14 protein-coding genes, 1 pseudogene and 1 riboswitch are annotated in these 16532 nt (G+C 63.0%); of the genes and pseudogenes, 8 read left to right on the top strand and 7 right to left on the bottom strand.

From position 1 onward, the window contains the following. Positions 1-207: 207 nt before the first annotated feature. From V3587_RS09975 to epsC, 3 genes are all read left to right on the top strand, one after another. Entirely contained in the window at positions 208-2037 is a 1830-nt protein-coding gene (locus tag V3587_RS09975) for a phosphoenolpyruvate carboxykinase (GTP) (RefSeq protein WP_003945806.1), read from the top strand. A 181-nt stretch (positions 2038-2218) separates the two neighbouring features. Further along, a complete protein-coding gene (gene cysK, locus V3587_RS09970) occupies positions 2219-3154 on the top strand; it encodes a cysteine synthase A (RefSeq protein WP_003945916.1) in 936 nt (311 codons plus the stop codon). A 5-nt stretch (positions 3155-3159) separates the two neighbouring features. Continuing rightward, complete coding sequence (epsC, locus tag V3587_RS09965; protein ID WP_003945907.1) at positions 3160-3738, top strand: serine O-acetyltransferase EpsC; 579 nt, start codon at positions 3160-3162, stop codon at positions 3736-3738. Between the two features lie 59 nt (positions 3739-3797). Here the strand turns inward: epsC and V3587_RS09960 are convergent, their stop codons facing one another. The 3 genes from V3587_RS09960 to V3587_RS09950 are packed head-to-tail and all read right to left on the bottom strand — an operon-like array spanning position 3798 to position 6037. Next, positions 3798-4100 carry a hypothetical protein gene (locus tag V3587_RS09960; RefSeq protein ID WP_095971387.1) on the bottom strand — a complete coding sequence of 101 codons (303 nt, stop codon included), beginning with the start codon at positions 4098-4100 and terminating at the stop codon, positions 3798-3800. Positions 4101-4128: 28 nt separating this feature from the next. Continuing rightward, positions 4129-5088 carry a cation diffusion facilitator family transporter gene (locus tag V3587_RS09955; protein WP_283376642.1) on the bottom strand — a complete coding sequence of 320 codons (960 nt, stop codon included), beginning with the start codon at positions 5086-5088 and terminating at the stop codon, positions 4129-4131. 10 nt (positions 5089-5098) lie between these two features. Next, the gene (locus V3587_RS09950) at positions 5099-6037 is read right to left on the bottom strand and encodes an alpha/beta hydrolase (RefSeq protein ID WP_283376643.1); all 939 of its coding nucleotides are present in this window, start codon (positions 6035-6037) and stop codon (positions 5099-5101) included. 52 nt (positions 6038-6089) lie between these two features. Here V3587_RS09950 and V3587_RS09945 point away from each other — a divergent pair, with 52 nt between their 5' ends. From V3587_RS09945 to V3587_RS09925, 5 genes are all read left to right on the top strand, one after another. Beyond that, positions 6090-6698: a TetR/AcrR family transcriptional regulator gene (locus V3587_RS09945; protein WP_283376644.1), complete on the top strand. Its 609-nt coding sequence runs from the start codon at positions 6090-6092 to the stop codon at positions 6696-6698. A 16-nt stretch (positions 6699-6714) separates the two neighbouring features. Continuing rightward, positions 6715-6850, top strand: a riboswitch (cobalamin riboswitch). A 117-nt stretch (positions 6851-6967) separates the two neighbouring features. Then, a complete protein-coding gene (locus tag V3587_RS09940) occupies positions 6968-7975 on the top strand; it encodes a FecCD family ABC transporter permease (protein WP_235172258.1) in 1008 nt (335 codons plus the stop codon). Then, on the top strand, positions 7972-8790 hold the full coding sequence (locus V3587_RS09935; protein WP_166811630.1) for an ABC transporter ATP-binding protein: 819 nt from the start codon (positions 7972-7974) through the stop codon (positions 8788-8790). Before V3587_RS09940 ends, V3587_RS09935 begins: the two co-directional genes overlap by 4 nt. Next, complete coding sequence (locus V3587_RS09930; RefSeq protein WP_283376645.1) at positions 8787-9848, top strand: ABC transporter substrate-binding protein; 1062 nt, start codon at positions 8787-8789, stop codon at positions 9846-9848. Before V3587_RS09935 ends, V3587_RS09930 begins: the two co-directional genes overlap by 4 nt. Next, positions 9845-10546, top strand: a complete 702-nt coding sequence (locus V3587_RS09925) for a (2Fe-2S) ferredoxin domain-containing protein (protein ID WP_283376646.1) — start codon at positions 9845-9847, stop codon at positions 10544-10546. The genes V3587_RS09930 and V3587_RS09925 overlap by 4 nt, the downstream gene beginning before the upstream one ends. Positions 10547-11687: 1141 nt before the next feature. Here V3587_RS09925 and V3587_RS09920 read toward each other — a convergent pair. The 4 genes and pseudogenes from V3587_RS09920 to V3587_RS09905 all read right to left on the bottom strand — a co-directional run bounded on the left by V3587_RS09920 (position 11688) and on the right by V3587_RS09905 (position 16528). Then, the gene (locus V3587_RS09920; protein ID WP_003945530.1) at positions 11688-13133 is read right to left on the bottom strand and encodes an aldehyde dehydrogenase; all 1446 of its coding nucleotides are present in this window, start codon (positions 13131-13133) and stop codon (positions 11688-11690) included. A gap of 4 nt (positions 13134-13137) precedes the next feature. Beyond that, a pseudogene (locus V3587_RS09915) lies at positions 13138-14312 on the bottom strand (hypothetical protein). A 1-nt stretch (position 14313) separates the two neighbouring features. Beyond that, positions 14314-15501, bottom strand: coding sequence for a phosphotransferase family protein (locus V3587_RS09910; RefSeq protein WP_235171401.1), 1188 nt, complete (start codon positions 15499-15501; stop codon positions 14314-14316). A gap of 139 nt (positions 15502-15640) precedes the next feature. Further along, a complete protein-coding gene (locus tag V3587_RS09905) occupies positions 15641-16528 on the bottom strand; it encodes an ROK family protein (protein WP_283376647.1) in 888 nt (295 codons plus the stop codon). Positions 16529-16532 lie beyond the last annotated feature (4 nt).

Raw genomic sequence — 16532 nt, 5'->3', positions numbered from 1 at the left:
ATTTCTGACCGCACCCGATTACCTGCAGGTGAACAGCCAGCGTTAACCTCAATACATAGGACACCCGGCGTCCGTGAAATCCACGTGAGTGGATGACGCGGCTGGACCCCGTCGAGAGGGGGACACCGGGATCGACTGGTATCGGGGCGCTGCAGTTCGCATCCGGTGTCACGAGAACCCGGTTCCGGCTCACCCCAGGAGAGTTTGATGACCTCAGCGACCATTCCCGGTCTCAATGGAACTGACGGCACGCCCCCCACGCAGCACAAGGAACTGCTTGCATGGGTGCAAGAGGTTGCCGAACTCACCCAGCCTGATCGCGTCGTCTTCGCAGACGGCTCGGACGAAGAATGGGACCGACTGACAACGAAGTTGGTCGAGGCAGGAACCTTCACCCGCCTCAACGACGAGAAGAAGCCGAACTCTTTCCTCGGCAACTCCGATCCGTCCGATGTCGCGCGAGTCGAATCGCGTACGTACATCTGCTCGAAGGAAGAAATCGACGCAGGCCCCACCAACAACTGGATGGACCCCGCGGAGATGCGCACCCTCATGGGTGACCTGTACCGCGGTTGCATGCGTGGACGCACCATGTACGTCGTGCCGTTCTGCATGGGCCCCCTCGACGCCGAGGACCCGAAGCTGGGCGTCGAACTGACCGATTCCGAGTACGTCGTCGTCTCCATGCGCGTCATGACCCGCATGGGCAGCAAGGTTCTCGACAAGCTCGGCACCGACGGATTCTTCGTCAAGGCGCTGCACTCGCTGGGCGCTCCGCTGGCCGAAGGCCAGGAAGACGTCGCGTGGCCGTGCAACGACACCAAGTACATCACCCACTTCCCCGAGGATCGTGAGATCTGGAGCTTCGGTTCCGGCTACGGCGGAAACGCTCTCCTGGGCAAGAAGTGCTACTCGCTGCGTATCGCTTCGGCAATGGCGCACGACGAGGGCTGGCTGGCCGAGCACATGCTCATCCTCAAGCTCATCTCGCCCGAGGACAAGGCCTACTACATCGCGGCGGCATTCCCCTCCGCTTGTGGCAAGACCAACCTCGCGATGATCCAGCCGACCATCCCCGGATGGCGCGCCGAGACCCTCGGTGACGACATTGCCTGGATGCGTTTCGGTGAGGACGGACAGCTCTACGCCGTCAACCCGGAATTCGGTTTCTTCGGCGTGGCTCCCGGCACCAACTGGTCGTCGAACCCCAACGCCATGCGCACCATCGACCAGGGCAACACGGTCTTCACCAACGTCGCTCTGACCGACGACGGTGACGTCTGGTGGGAAGGCCTCGAAGGCGACCCGCAGCACCTGATCGACTGGAAGGGCAACGAGTGGACGCCCGAGTCGGGCACCCATGCGGCTCATCCCAACTCGCGTTACTGCACCCCGATGTCGCAGTGCCCGATCATGGCTCCCGAGTGGGACGACCCGAAGGGCGTGCCGATCTCGGCAATCCTGTTCGGTGGACGCCGCAAGACGACGGTTCCGCTGGTCACCGAGGCTCGCGACTGGCAGCACGGCGTCTTCATGGGTGCAACGGTCGGCTCCGAGCAGACCGCAGCAGCCGAAGGCCAGGTCGGTACGGTTCGCCGCGATCCGATGGCGATGCTGCCGTTCCTCGGCTACAACGTCGGTGACTACTTCCAGCACTGGATCGACCTCGGCAAGTCCGCGGACGCGTCCAAGCTCCCCAAGGTCTTCTACGTCAACTGGTTCCGCCGCGGCGACGACGGACGCTTCCTGTGGCCAGGCTTCGGCGAGAACTCTCGCGTCCTGAAGTGGATCGTCGAGCGCATCGAGCACAAGGCTGCCGGCATCGACACCCCGATCGGCGTCGTTCCCACCGGATCGGCACTCGACATCGAAGGACTGGACGTGTCGGACGCCGACATCACCGAGGCCCTCGCGGTCAACATCGACGAGTGGAAGGCCGAGATCCCGCTCATCGAAGAGTGGTTCGACTTCGTCGGCGAGAAGCTGCCGACCGGCATTCGTGACGAGTTCGAAGCTCTGAAGCAGCGGTTGGCCTGATAAACCGCCCCCGTATGTAGTGGCCTGATGCCGCATTGGTTCAATTTGATGAACCGATGCGGCATCGGTCGTCTGTATGCCCTTGCCTGTAGCCGTTAAGCAGTTCAGCCGTTATGCAGTTCAGCCGTAAAGCAGTGATCAGCGAGCGGGTCGACACACTCGATCCTCAGGAGGACCAGATATGAGCGGGATCTACAACAACGTGACCGAATTGGTCGGGCGCACCCCGATCGTGCGGCTCAACCGTCTGACCGAGGGCCTGGACGCACAGGTCGCCGTCAAGCTCGAGTTCTACAACCCGGCCAACAGCGTCAAGGACCGGATCGGCGTGGCGATCATCGACGCCGCCGAGAAGTCCGGTGCACTCAAGCCCGGTGGCACGATCGTCGAGGGCACCAGTGGTAACACCGGTATCGCACTCGCCATGGTCGGTGCTGCTCGCGGCTACAAGGTCATCCTGACCATGCCCGAGACCATGTCCACCGAGCGTCGCGTGATGCTGCGTGCTTACGGCGCCGAGATCGTCCTGACTCCGGGCTCCGAGGGCATGGCCGGTGCAGTCGCCAAGGCCAAGGAAATCGTCGAGCAGACCGAGAACGCAGTCTCGGCCAGCCAGTTCGCGAACCCGGCCAACCCGGCCATCCACGAGGCCACGACGGGCGAAGAGGTCTGGGCCGACACCGACGGCGCCGTCGACATCTTCGTGTCCGGCATCGGCACCGGCGGCACCATCACCGGCGTCGGACGCACCCTTCGCAAGTACAAGCCCGAGGTCAAGATCGTCGGTGTCGAGCCCATCGACTCGCCGATCCTCAACGGTGGCCAGCCCGGCCCTCACAAGATCCAGGGAATCGGCGCGAACTTCGTGCCCGACGTCCTCGATCGTGAGATCTACGACGAGATCATCGACGTTTCGTTCCCCGATTCCATCGAGGTCGCTCGCGCACTCGGCACCAAGGAAGGCATCCTGGGCGGCATCTCGTCCGGTGCCATCGTCTGGGCCGCACTCGAGTTGGCGAAGCGTCCGGAAAATGCCGGCAAGCTGATCGTGGCTGTCGTGTGCGACTTCGGCGAGCGTTACATCTCCACCCCGCTGTTCGAACACATCCGGGACTGAGACTTGTGAGTATCCTCGGGACAATTCGCGAGGACCTGCAGGCTGCGCGCGGTCAGGATCCTGCCGCGCGCAGCAATGTGGAGAACGCGCTCGTTTATTCAGGGCTGCATGCCATTTGGGCGCATCGGGTTGCGCATCGCATGTGGGCCGTCCCCGCCTTACGTGGCCCGGCGCGAGTGCTCTCGCAGCTGACGCGCTTCGTCACCGGCATCGAGATCCATCCGGGTGCCACCATCGGTCGACGGTTCTTCATCGACCACGGCATGGGCGTCGTGATCGGGGAGACGGCCGAAGTCGGTAACGACGTGATGCTCTATCACGGTGTCACTCTCGGTGGTCGCTCGCTCGAACAGGTCAAGCGTCACCCGACGCTGGGTGACCGGGTCACCGTCGGCGCTGGTGCCAAGATCCTCGGACCTGTCGTTATCGGTGAAGGTAGCGCTATCGGCGCCAATGCCGTTGTCACCAGAGATGTTCCGGCCGAATCCATCGCGACGGGTATCCCGGCGGTGGCGCGGCCACGGACTACCAAGGAGAAACTGGTGGACCCGAACAGTTACATCGATCCTGCGATGTACATCTGAAGCTGTCCTTCTTCGATGGCCACCCCTCGTGCAGACGACGGGTGGCCATCGGCGTCTGCTCAGGGTCGCGTCAGGCGCCACCCGAGACGTCCCAGTACGGAGGCCGTCAAAACGCCCAGCGCTGCTCCGATCAGGGGATAGCAGGCAAGGACGAGCCAGCGCGGTCCGTCTAAGGGTTCGTAGGCGGTGGCTATCGTCGATTCGTTGTCCCGAGCCATCTGCATGTCCCGAAATGGTACGTAGGAACCCTGATAGACGATTGTCTCGTCGGGACTGGTCATCACGTCGATCAGACTGCCCACCAGGGGAATTCCCCCGACGACAAATCCCAGAACCGCCAGAATCACGATCAGTGCGCGCATCGAACGAGCCTATCGCCCGGCCGGAAGTTCAGACTGCGATCGACGGTTCTTCGGGCGTCGAGAGGGTCAGGATCGCTCGCACGACGCGTGGACTCTGCTCGAGTGAGCGTTCGAGTTCGCGCAACGTGTGGGCCACTCGGGATTCCGCGTAGTCACCGACCAGATCGACGCTGGCCACCAGGTAGACCTGCCGCGGCCCGAGGTATTCCATGCGTAGGAACGTGATTCGGTTGATCTCGGGTAGTTGGGTGAGAGCTTCGACGGCTGCTGCCCGCAGCGTCGGTGAGGCCTCTTCGCCGACCAGGAATCGGCGGTTGCGGTCGATCAGGATGATCGCGATGACTCCGAGAAGTATGCCGACGAAGATGGAGCCGAGGGCGTCGGGGATCGGTGAACCGGTGATCTGGTGCAGTAGGACGCTGACGAATGCGATGACCAAACCGATCAGTGCTGCAGCATCTTCGGCGAACACGGCCCGGGTCGTCGGGTCGGATGTGTTGAGCGCCTGGGCCATGACGTCGCGGTTCACGGCGGACGCTTCGGTTCGGAGTTGCTTGTACGCCTGCCGGAACGAGATGCCTTCGAGGATGAACGAGACGCCGAGGACTGCGTAGGCGACACCGAAGTCGGTGGCCGGTTCGGAATGGAACAGTTCCTGGATGCCGTGGGTGATCGACACACCTGCGCCGAGCGCGAAGAGTCCGAGGGCGGCGAACATCGACCAGATGTAGGCCTCCCGGCCGTACCCGAGTGGCTGGTCTCGGTCGGGAACCCTTTTCGAGCGGCGGTTCGCGATCAGCAGCAGCACTTCGTTGCCGGTATCGGCCCAGGAGTGGGTGGCCTCGGCGACCATCGACGCAGATCCGGTGACGATGGCGGCCGCCGTCTTGGCCCCGGCGATCAGCGCGTTAGCCGCAAACGCCAGTACGACTGTCGTGGTGCTCTCGTTGCCGTTTCCCGTCGGCTCGGCCTTGGGTTCGATGCTCACGAACTTCAGGCTAGGCGGGTGGCGACGGTTTCGTGCGGTGACGTTCGGCGACGGAGCGCAGCAGTGTGTCGACGGCGTCGTGGAACTGCGTCAGGCCCGGCTCTTCGACGGGAAAGTGCCCGCACCCGTCCAGCATCACGAATTCGGTGGGTGCGTTGATGCGGCGGAGGAACTGCAGGCTCAGTTCGGGTGGCGTCCATCGGTCGTCGGCCGGGTGCGTGAGCAGGACGGGCGTCGTCCGAAATGCTTCGGGTGCGGTGTGCTCGAACGAGAAGTAGCTGCTGAGGAATCCGAGTGGCACCCGAACACCGCCACCGCGCGGATCGGTTGCGCACAGCGTCGCGAGTTCACGGTTGCTGCTCATGTTCGCGACGTCGGCGACCCAACGGATGGGCACGCGGATACGGCCCACCAGACTTTCGGTGCGGCGCATCAGGGGAGCGCCATAGACACCCATCGGGCCGAACCGCGCCGCGGCAGCTCTGGCCGACGGATTCGAGGGATCGAGCAGACAGGTGGCGACGACGGCGTCGGCCAGACCGGTTCGCGCGGCTACCTCGTAGGCCAGCAGACCGCCGATGCTGGCTCCCAGAAGCACCAGCGGCCTATCGTCGGCTGCTTTCTCGGCCCGGACGAGGTCACAGAGGAGTTCGACCCACTGCTCGTACCGGACGCCGGCGGGATCGCCTACGACGGTGTCGCCGTACAGCGGAAGGTCAGGGAAGAGGACTTCGGCGCCGAGCTTCACGCCGATCCCGGCAAAGGGCCACAAAGCGCCCGAGTACCCGCCGGCGCCGTGGATGCCGAGAACCCGAACCGGCGCGTCTGGAGCCACTGCCCGTGCGACGTGGACGGTGTTGCCGTTCCACTCCCACCACGTCGTGGTCGGCGCCGGCATGTGGGCGGTGTACCGGTCGGGCATAAACTTCGAGTAATCGGCGCTGGTCACCTACACAATTCTCGGTACCGGCGTCGCGGCTGACAACTCGCATCGGAGGACCGTGTCGACTCGGCGGAAAAGGCCCTCCCAGCAGCGCTCGAGGACTACCTACGACGCGATCCTGGAGGCAGCTACTCGCGTTTTCGCGTCGGAGGGCATGGCGGCGACCACCAACCGGATCGCTGACGAGGCAGGCGTCTCGGTGGGCTCGCTCTACCAGTATTTCGGCGACAAGTACGAGATCCTCTCGGAGTTGGCGAGCCGTCACGTGAGTGCCGCGCGGGAACGTTTTGCGGTCTGCCTTGCCGACATCGCCGAGCGTGAACTCACTCCGGACGAGGCTGTCAGGTTGTTGGTGGAGTGCGCGATCGAAGTGAACAGTAATCCGCGACAGTTCTTTCACCTGCTCTACGATCAGGTTCCTCGGACCCCTGAGCTCATCGAACAGGTCGAAGGAATGAATCGGCAACTGGTACTAGGTTTTTCGGAGTACTTGCAGAGCCGCGGTTTCAGTGCGGACGATGCGTTGTTGACGTCGCGGTTGACTGTGACTGCCGTGGACGGCCAGGTGCATCGGGTTGTGCTGGAATCGGATTCACCCGAAGAACTTTGCGTGCGCACCGAAGCCGTCGTGCGGCAGGCGAGATCGATGATCGCGTCGGAATCCTGATCCGGTGTATCGAATGGTGACTGCGGTCCGTTATGGTTCTGACGTCATCATCGAGGTAATGGGAAGTCGGTGCAATTCCGGCGCGGTCCCGCCACTGTGAGGTCGTCCACGCGTCGACCGTAGCCAGATACCACCCTCGTTGACGTTGTGTCATGCCACGAGGATGGATCGGTCACACCATGAATGCTGTTGGCGGAGCTCTGTCTCCACCTACCCACCTGTCTTCGCCGAAGGCCGGTGCGCCTCGAGGACGGCTCAGTCCGGGTATCGTGCTGCCCGCTCTGCTGGTCGTCACCGTGCTCTCTGCTGTGTGCGCGTTGGCATTCGGATCCGAGATGCTCCCCGTGTCCACTGTGGTGGACGTGGTGCACTCGCGCTTCGGAGGCCCACCCGTCACGCGTTCCGAACTTGCGATCGTGTGGGGAATCAGAGCACCGCGGGTACTGCTCGGTCTGGCTGTCGGCGCTGGTCTTGCCGTCGCCGGTGCGGTGGTGCAAACCCTCGTCCGTAACGCTCTCGCCGATCCCCACCTGCTCGGAGTGTCATCCGGCGCGAGTGTCGGTGCCACCGCCGTCATCACCACCGGACTGTTCGCCGGCGCCGGAGTATGGGCGCTCAGCTTCGGTGCGATGATCGGGGCATTGGGTGCTGCGATTCTCGTCTTCACCATCGCGACACTGCAAGGCGGCATCACCCCGCTGCGATTGGTTCTGACCGGGACAGTCACCGCATCCGCCCTGTCGGCGATCGCGAGTTTTCTGGTGCTGCGCACCAACGACTCACAGGCCGCACAGTCCGTATTGTTCTGGCTCCTGGGAAGTTTGGCCGGGGCCTCCTGGGACAAGTTGTGGGTGCCGGTCATCGTTGTGGTCCTGCTGACGGCAGCGGTGTTCGCCCTGCACGGTTGGCTCGACGCACTGGCGGCCGGGCCGGACGTCGCCGCTTCGCTCGGTATTCCCATCCGAACCCTGCGAAACGTGTTGTTCGGAGTGCTGGCAGCGTTGGTCGGCACGATGGTTGCAGTGTCCGGCGCGATTGCCTTCGTAGGCTTGGTTATTCCGCACGTCACACGCATGATCGTCGGAGCCAGACATCGAGTGGTATTGCCGGCGGCAGCACTGATCGGCGCGTCGTTCCTGGTATGGGTCGACGTCGTGGCGCGGACCTCGTTGCGACCGACGGAGATCCCGCTGAGCGTGGTGACCGGGGTGATCGGCGCCCCGCTGTTTCTTCTGCTTCTCGGCCGTCGGCGCTACCGATTCGGGGGTAGTTCGTGAGCGCCCGAGCGCTGCCGCTGACAGCGTCCGGAGTCGTTGTCCGCATCGACCGTCGAACCATCGTCAAAGGCGTCGACATCGCGGCTGACGCCGGCGCAGTGGTCGGCGTGGTTGGTCCGAACGGTTCGGGCAAGTCGACGTTCTTGCGGGCTCTTGCCGGTCTCGGGCCGATCGCCGACGGTGACGTTCGCGTCGGCGACGAGTCGGTCCACACGATGTCCGCGCGTTCGCGGGCCAAAGCCATTTCCTTTGTGGCGCAGGAAGAGCAGAGTCCCGCCGATTTGTTGGTGCACGAGTACGTGACTCTGGGCCGCACACCACATGCAAAGCCCTGGAGTGTCGGCGGCAAGGACGAGAAGGCCGTCGTTGATCGTGCTCTGGGCGAGGTCGGAATGATCGAGCACCGGTTCTCTTCCATGGACACGCTGTCCGGTGGGGAGCGTCGGCGGGTGTTTCTCGCCCGGGGACTCGCGCAGGACGCCGGCGTGCTCATCCTCGACGAGCCGACCAATCATCTCGACATCCGGCACCAACTCGAACTGCTCGATCTGGTCCGGTCGCTGGACCGGACGGTGATCATGGCACTGCACGACCTCGATTTGGCTGCAGCAGTGTGTGATCGGGTGCTCGTTCTCGCGGATGGCGTGGGCCATGCGTTCGGCCATCCCTCCGACGTTCTCACGACCTCGGTCGTGGCAACTGTTTTCGGCGTCGAGACATTCGCGCTCGTGAACCCGGTTACCGGCCGTTCACACCTCGTATTCGAATCACGAAATCCTCAACCACAACACACATTTTCGGAGAGTGCACTTTGATACACGTCAAGACCCGAGCGTCGTTCGGTGCGGTCGCAGCCGCAACAGCGTTGTTGGCCGTGTCCGGATGCTCGGCAACCGCGCCCGTCGACGAATCCGCGGACAAGACTTCGGTCACGCTGGAGAACTGTGGAACGGAAAGCACTTTCCAACGTCCGATCGAAAAAGTTGTTGCGACAAGCAATGCGGCCAATATCGGCACCATTCTCCGAGTCGGCGGTCTGGATCGCCTCGCTGCCGTCGTGTTGAACACGAACAACGACGCGGTCATGGACTCGATGTTCGGTCCCGGTATCGCCGACGTTCCACACCTGGACGGAACGATCACGATGGAGACGATTCTGGGTAAGCAGGCGGACCTGGTGGTCGGGTCCTACAGCGGCTTGTTCAAGGGCGCCTCCGGCGTGACGCCGGAATCACTGCAGAGCAACAATATCGATGCATATGTCATCTCCGACAGTTGTCGGCAGAGCGCCGCCGCGGATTCCGCGCTCGGAACGATGGGGCCGTGGGATGCTCTCCGTGCGGACGTGACCAATTACGGAAAGCTGTTCGGAACCGAGGACACCGCCGCCCAGGCTCAGACCGAATTGGATTCGCGTTTGGCGCGTCTGGAGTCGGCCCCGGATGCCGCCGACAAGCCGAAGGTACTGATCTACGACAGCGGTGAAGAAGATCTGTACACCAGTGGAGGCAACGGAGCCCCCAACGGAATCATCGACGCGGCCGGAGGAACCAACGTGTTCGCCGATGTCGACAACACCTGGTTCAAAGCGAGCTGGGAGACCGTAGCGAAGTCCGAACCCGACGTCATCGTGATCATGGACTACAAGAAGAGCGCTGACGAAGTACAGGGGAAGATCGACGCGATCAAGAGCCGAGAAGGCCTACGCGACCTCGACGCCGTCAAGCAGAACCGCTTCGTCGTACTTCCGCTCGCCATGTTCACCAGCGGATTCCCCAACATCTACGGCGCGGAACAGTTGCGCGCGAAGATCGAAGAGTTCGGGCTGGCTCCGTCGAGCAGCATCGACTGGACAACCGCGCCGTCGGCATGAGCGACAATCGGTCCTCGCGTCGGGTGATCGTCGTATTACGGCCGACTGTCAGTGGCCTGGACGAGTCGGCTGCACGGCGGATGCTCGACGCTGTTCAGGCGGGCACAGACGTCGACGTTTGCGTTGCGTACCTCGATGTCGCGTCGCCGAGCCTTCACGAGGAACTCGATCGAGCGCGTACCGATGACGTGGACAAGGTCGTGTTGATTCCCGTTGCGGTTCCGAGGGATCGGTACCTGCTCACGTGGACCAGCAAGGCGGTCGCGAACTGGCGTGAAACCCGGATCGACGCCGAACTGGAAGTGTCGCTACACGAATCGGAATCTTTGGAAGGTGCAGTGGCCGCGCAGGTGATCGACGAACTCGACTCGGCGGGAAAGCCGATCTCTGCCAGTCCGGCGTCGTATCGCAGTCCGGCCTGGTCCGTGATCGAACCGCATGAGACTCATCTGTTGGTGTGCAAGGGCCCGCGCTGTATGGCGTACGGAGCGGGACCGTTGCACCGGGCCATGAGCGCCGCGGCCAAAGGAACGTCGGCAAAGGTGACGGGAACGGGTTGTCTGAGCCCGTGCAACCTTGGGCCGTTGGTGATCGCGAACCCTGGTGGTACGTGGTTCGGTCATGTGAACGCCGGAGATGCCGACGCGTTGGTGTCCGGTCACGAGGATCACTTGGTGGATCACGTTCTGGACCGATAGATATAGGTCGGCGAAACAGAGAACCCGTTGGGCGCGAAGTGCGCTCAGCGGGTTCTGTCCATCAGTGAGACGGTCAATTCGATTCAAGTGGTCGAATATTTCTTGCGGACCCGGTCAGCCTGAATTGATTTCTCTTGAATGCAACCAGGACCCTGTGGCGATTGTCCGTCAATCAGACGACTGCCATGAGTATCTAGATTGGGTAGAAATATTCAGACCAATGCGAATTCGAGGAGTGAACCATGGGATACGACAATAGGTGCCGGGATTGCCAGCACGGCAAATGTTCGGTCTGCAACGGGGAGGGGAAGGTGTGGGGAACCTTTGGAAATTGCACGAGGTGCCACGGGCAAGGCGGTAGCCCATGCGCGCAGCACCGATGAGTCAATGCTGCTCAGGCTAGCGCAGTAGGTTCGGTGAACGTCGATGTCAACGCTATGAGAGTTGGCTGCCGAGTGCCTGAATCCGGCGAAAAATATTCGTTATCAATCGGTCGAGAGGATATTCAATGGACATGGTAGTAGTCGGATTCATTGCATTCATCTCCTATGCTGTAATCGGTCGGGCAATAGGGACGTCTTACTGGAGAAGGAAACACGGAGTGTATCGCTCCTTTTTCTCGACAGAGGCGATATTTACAGGAATGTTCGGATTTCTAGCAGTTGGTCTCACGTGGCCCGTTTCCATATTCATCCCTGCAGTTCGAGCGCCCGAGCTTTGCACGCACGGCAGTCATATCCTGGAACGGGATTCTGCGCGTCGCGAGTATGAGCAGATGGAGGATGCGCTTCGTCGGGAGCGTGGACTGGCCTGAATAGTGCCTCGATTACGTTTGAAGCCCGCCGATTGACCAATCGGCGGGCTTCAAACATTCATGTCTCAGGAACCGAAGGGAAGGGTTCCCGGCGGGATCTGGTATCCACTGCTGCCGACGGAGGCGCTGCCCCAGAGTGCGAGGAAAGCGTTGATGGCGTTGGTGAGCATATGAATGTCCTTTGTGAGATGACTGATTCGTTTTCGACGGTACCGGGTGGATCTGTGGATTCGCTGGGAGTTGGCACCCATTTCACGGGGCTGGCACCCGTTCCGGCAGGTCGGAACGGGTGCCAACTGTCAGCAAAGGGTGCTGGCCTCGGGTGGGTCAGCCCACGTAGCCGGGCGGCATGAGTACGGACTTGGTCTCGCAGAAGGCTTCGAGGCCCTCAGGTCCGTTCTCGCGACCGATACCGGAGTTCTTGTAACCACCGAACGGTGAGCCGGGATCGAAGGCGTACCAGTTGATCGCGTAGGTACCCGTGCGGATCTGCGCGGCAACTTCGAGTCCGTGATCGATGTCGGTGGTCCACACCGATCCGGCGAGGCCGTAATCGGAATCGTTGGCGATCTTGATGGCCTCGTCCTCGGAGTCGTACGGAATCACCGAGAGAACGGGTCCGAAGATCTCCTCACGTGCGATGGTCATCGAGTTGTCCACGTCGGCGAAAATCGTCGGCTCGACGTACCAGCCCTTGTCCAGGCCGGCGGGACGTCCACCACCGAGTACGACGCGTGCGCCTTCTTCCTTGCCCTTGGCGATGTATCCCTCGACGCGCTCGCGCTGCTTCTCGGAGATCAGCGGGCCGAGTTGTGCTGCGGGATCGGACGGATCGCCGACGGTCATGAAGCCTGCCGCGGTCTTCATTCCCTCGATGACCTCGTCGTAACGCGAACGGGGAGCGAGGATTCGGGTCTGAGCGACACAGGCCTGACCGGTGTTCATCAGGCCGGACATGACGAGCATCGGCATTCCGGCGGCGATGTCGGCGTCCTCGAGGATGATCGCGGCGGACTTGCCACCCAGTTCGAGGGAGCAGCGCTTGAGGTTCTGCGCGGCGATGGCACCGATCTTGCGGCCGACGGCACTGGATCCGGTGAAGGTGATCTTGTCGATGCCCGCATGAGAGACCAGGTATTCGCCGGTCTCGGCTCCGCCGGGGAGTACCGAGATGACGCCTTCGGGAACACCTGCCTCGGTGAAGATCTCGGCGATCACGTGGACGGAGAGAGGGGATTCGGGTGCGGGCTTGAGCAGTACGGTGCAGCCGGCGAGCAGTGCGGGTGCCAGCTTGTTGATCGCCAGGAACAGCGGGACGTTCCAGGCCAGCACGGCGGCGACGACGCCGACGGGCTCACGGGTCACCTTGGTCTGCCCGAATGCCCCGGTGCGCTTCTCTTCCCACGCGAACTTGTCGGCCAGTTCGGCGTAGTAGCCCAGCGTCGCCATCGACGGGGTCTGCTGCATCATGCCGACCATGGCGGGCGGCTGACCCATCTCGTTGGAGATGAGCTGGTTGATTTCCGCGCTGCGCTCTTCGATCAGCTTGGCGGCCTTGGCGAGGATTGCGCCGCGCTCAGCGGGGGTGGTGCGTGACCACGGTCCCTCGAACGCCGCGCGGGCTGCGGACACGGCCGCGTCGATGTCTGCCGGTGCTGCGATGGGACAGCTGCCGACGCGCTCCTCCGTTGCGGGAGAGAACACTTCGAGTACCTGGTCGGTGGCCGGGGCCACCCATGCTCCACCGATGTAGAGCTTGTCGTAGTCAGTCATCAATTCATTCCTCGGTGTTGTCGGTCGCCGCGAGGGCATACGCGTCGTCTGCCTGTGCGGTGTCGGTGAAACTGGTGAATCCGTATTTCTCGTGCGGTCCGATGGCGGCTACCTCGAAGAGACCGGTGCCGGTATGGGTGTTCGCGCCTTCGGTGAGCGTGAAGGACGCGAGATTGTCGACGGGGGAGAACATGCGTTGGAACGGTTCGATCTCGTGGACCTTGTGGCGCAGTCCCTGTACGACGAGTTCGCCCTGCCACATTCCGTGACGCCAGTCCTGTTCGAGTCCGTAGCCGGTGCCGATTCCGATGTAGTTGGCCAGCAACAGTTCGCAGGTGACGGTGAGGACTTCACCGCACCGCCCGGCCGGTGGAAGGTGACGATCGCTCCGGTGACGTCGCGGGTGTCGGGGCAGAACGTCAACTCGTGTTCGGGCCGGCCGAGCCATTCGTTGTCCCTGGCTTCGTCCGGCCACACCCGCATGGCTTCTTCGACGATGCGCCTGCCCTGTTCGTCTTCCTGCATGATCACCGAAATCGTGAACTCGTCGAACTGCATGACCGCATAGATCCAGAAGAAGTTCTGGATTCCGTCGACGGCGCGTCTGCCTTGCGGTTCGGCTTCTCCGACCGGGCGCACGCCCCACGAGCGGTCGCGGTTTCCCCGCCATGTCGTGGGATCGATCGCGAGGTCCTCCCCGTCGACGGTGAGCGATCCGGTCCAGGTTCCGGTCTGCAGGAAGCGTGAGGTGTCGAACGTGACTCGTTCGAGTTGGCGGCGAAAGTGCTTGGGCTCGAGCGCTGCCGGGATGGTGGCATCGAAGGTGATGTCGAAGGAGAGATCGTAGTCGCTGCCCGGCTCGAGGACGACGCGGAGCTTCTGCAGTCCTTCGAGCACTTCGATGCGCAAAGGTCCGACGGTGGTGTCGGTACGGTCGGCGCCCAGAGCCTTCGACATGCGAGCAACGATGTGGTCGTCGCCGCGGCGAAGCACTGCGAATGCGTCCATGACGCCGAGGTTGGGGTACTGGCCGAGTCCGACGATGAGGAACACGTCGGGGGATTCGGTGGGGTAGCAGTTGAAGTAGTAGCGGTCGTAGAAGTTTCGATCCGAGGTGGCTACGTGACGGATCGGTTCGGCGATCTGGTGAACGGGATAGTCGTCCATCGGTGACAGCATCTCAGGCCAACCTCTCCCAGTAGGTACCGTCGAGCATCGCGGCGAGCGAAGCGCGGTGCATGATCATGTCGTCAGGGTCTTCGGGGCGCTGCGACTGCCCGAAAGCTATGGCGCGGGCCTGGATTCGCCACATGATCACCGCCTGGCGCAGTGCGGCGTAGGTAACGTAGAACTCCAGATCGTGTGGGGTGTGGCCGGTGATCTCGGCGTAGGTCTGCGCGAGATCCGGCAGTCGAAGGAAGTCGGGAAGGCCGGGTAGGTTGGCCAGTCCGGCGATGTCCTCGAAAAACCTGTGCAGAAATGCCATCCAGCCCAGATCCATCTCTCGTGGGCCGAGAGTTGCCATTTCCCAGTCGAGTACGGCTACCGGCGCGAAGTCCTGGTACATGACGTTGCCGATGCGCGAGTCGCCCCAACAGAGCACCGCCGGAGAATCGTCCGCGGGATTGTTCTCCTCGATCCAGTCGAGGGCACGTTCGATGAGCGGTGATCTGACGCCGTCGGAAACCACCCACTCGTAGTACGCGCGCTGCTCGGCGATGTGCGCCGTGAATGCTTCTCGTGCAGTCGTTCCCGAATTCGGGAGTCGGAGGAAGTCGAAACGCTCACAAGGCTTGTCGATGGCGTGCAATTGAGCCAGGACGCCGACCGAGCTGCGCTGGAGGCTATTTCGCTGCTCGGGGGACGCTTCGGTGACCCAAGATCCGAAGTTGTACGGCATGACGTCGGGCGGCACGTCGCCGGAGATTCGTTCCATCACGAAGAACGGGGCACCCAACGCGTCCGGATCGGACTCTGACCAGTACACCGCAGGCACGGGCACCGCCGAATGCTCTCGCACCTGAGCCATGGTGCGGAACTGGGATTCGAGGTCGTACGTCGGAAACACCGGCATGGTCGATTCCGTCGGCGCCACCCGGGCGACCAAGGGATGATGATCGCCGTCCCAGGTGGCGTCGAAAAGAATGGTTTCACTGGACATGCCGTTGGCTGCGGGCAAGGTGACGTCGGCGACGGTCACGGAAGATCCGCTCGGCACCTTCCCGGCCATCCACCGTTCCAGTCGCTCACGGAGGTCTTCGGTGTCGCGGAGGGAATCGCTCGGTCGGGCGACCTGGGCGTGATGCTCGGCTTCATCTGTCGAAGAAGCGGTCGAGGCAACGTCAGATGAGGAAGCGTCTGGGCTCACGGTCACCTCCTTCCCGTAGGCGTCACGTGCAATGCCCGTAACGGTGTGAGTCAGAACACTAAAACACGTTACAGAAATTGGGAACAGGTGGCACCCGTTTAGTGGGACTCCCTGCGGATTTATCGGGGAAGAACGCGTGTCAGATAACGGCGGTGAGCGAGAGCAAGCCCGCGCCGGTCAGAGTTCCGGTGCCACCCAGCTCGGCGAGAACGATCCGGAGCCCTTCGATGAACGACAAACGGGCATGTCGGGCAGCCGCGTCGAGCATCGGTTCCCACAGCGATGTACCCGACTGGGCGAAACCGCCGCCGATCACCGCGAGGTCCACATCCAGGAGGGCGGCCGCCGAGGCGATGGCACCACCGAGTGCCGTGCCGGCGCGGCGAAGTGCGTCCACGGCGATCGTGTCCCCGCTGTGTGCGCTCTCGGCGAGCTGACGGCCGGTGGTGCCCGTCCATCCCTGGCTACGAGCCCATCGCACCGCGGCGGGCCCACTGGCCACCGTCTCGAGGCAACCGACGCCCCCGCAGCTGCACGGTTCGGCAGAGCCTCGAACGACGAGGTGGCCGATGTGACCGGCGTTCCCCGTGCGACCCCGAGCAATCTCGCCGCCGAGAACGATTCCGCCGCCGATTCCCGTCGAGACGACCAGGCTCAGGAGGTTCGGGGTCCCGCGTCCGGCGCCGTGGTGGAACTCCGCCAAAGCCGCTGCGGCTCCGTCCATGGCGAGGGCGGTTCCGGCGTCGGGAAAGACGCTGCGGACGCCCGCGACCAGCTCGAATCCCTGTGCCCACTCGGAGATGTTGATGGGAGCGACGACGCCGGCGACGGTGTCCACCGGCCCGGCGCACGCGATGCCCACACCGTCGACGTCTCGGCCGTCGGCGACTCGCTCGAGCAGCGCCGCACACGCTCCCCACGGGTCGGTCTGCGGCGTCGGAACGCTGTCGACTACGGGAACACGGCCGTCCTCGGACACGACGCCGGCAGCCATCTTGGTGCCACCGATGTCGAGTGCGAGGCGCATGTCG

Origin of the sequence: Rhodococcus sp. IEGM 1306, from assembly GCF_036541985.1 — a bacterium.
Lineage (GTDB): Bacteria > Actinomycetota > Actinomycetes > Mycobacteriales > Mycobacteriaceae > Rhodococcus_F > Rhodococcus_F qingshengii.
This window is presented reverse-complemented; position numbering and strand designations above follow the sequence as displayed.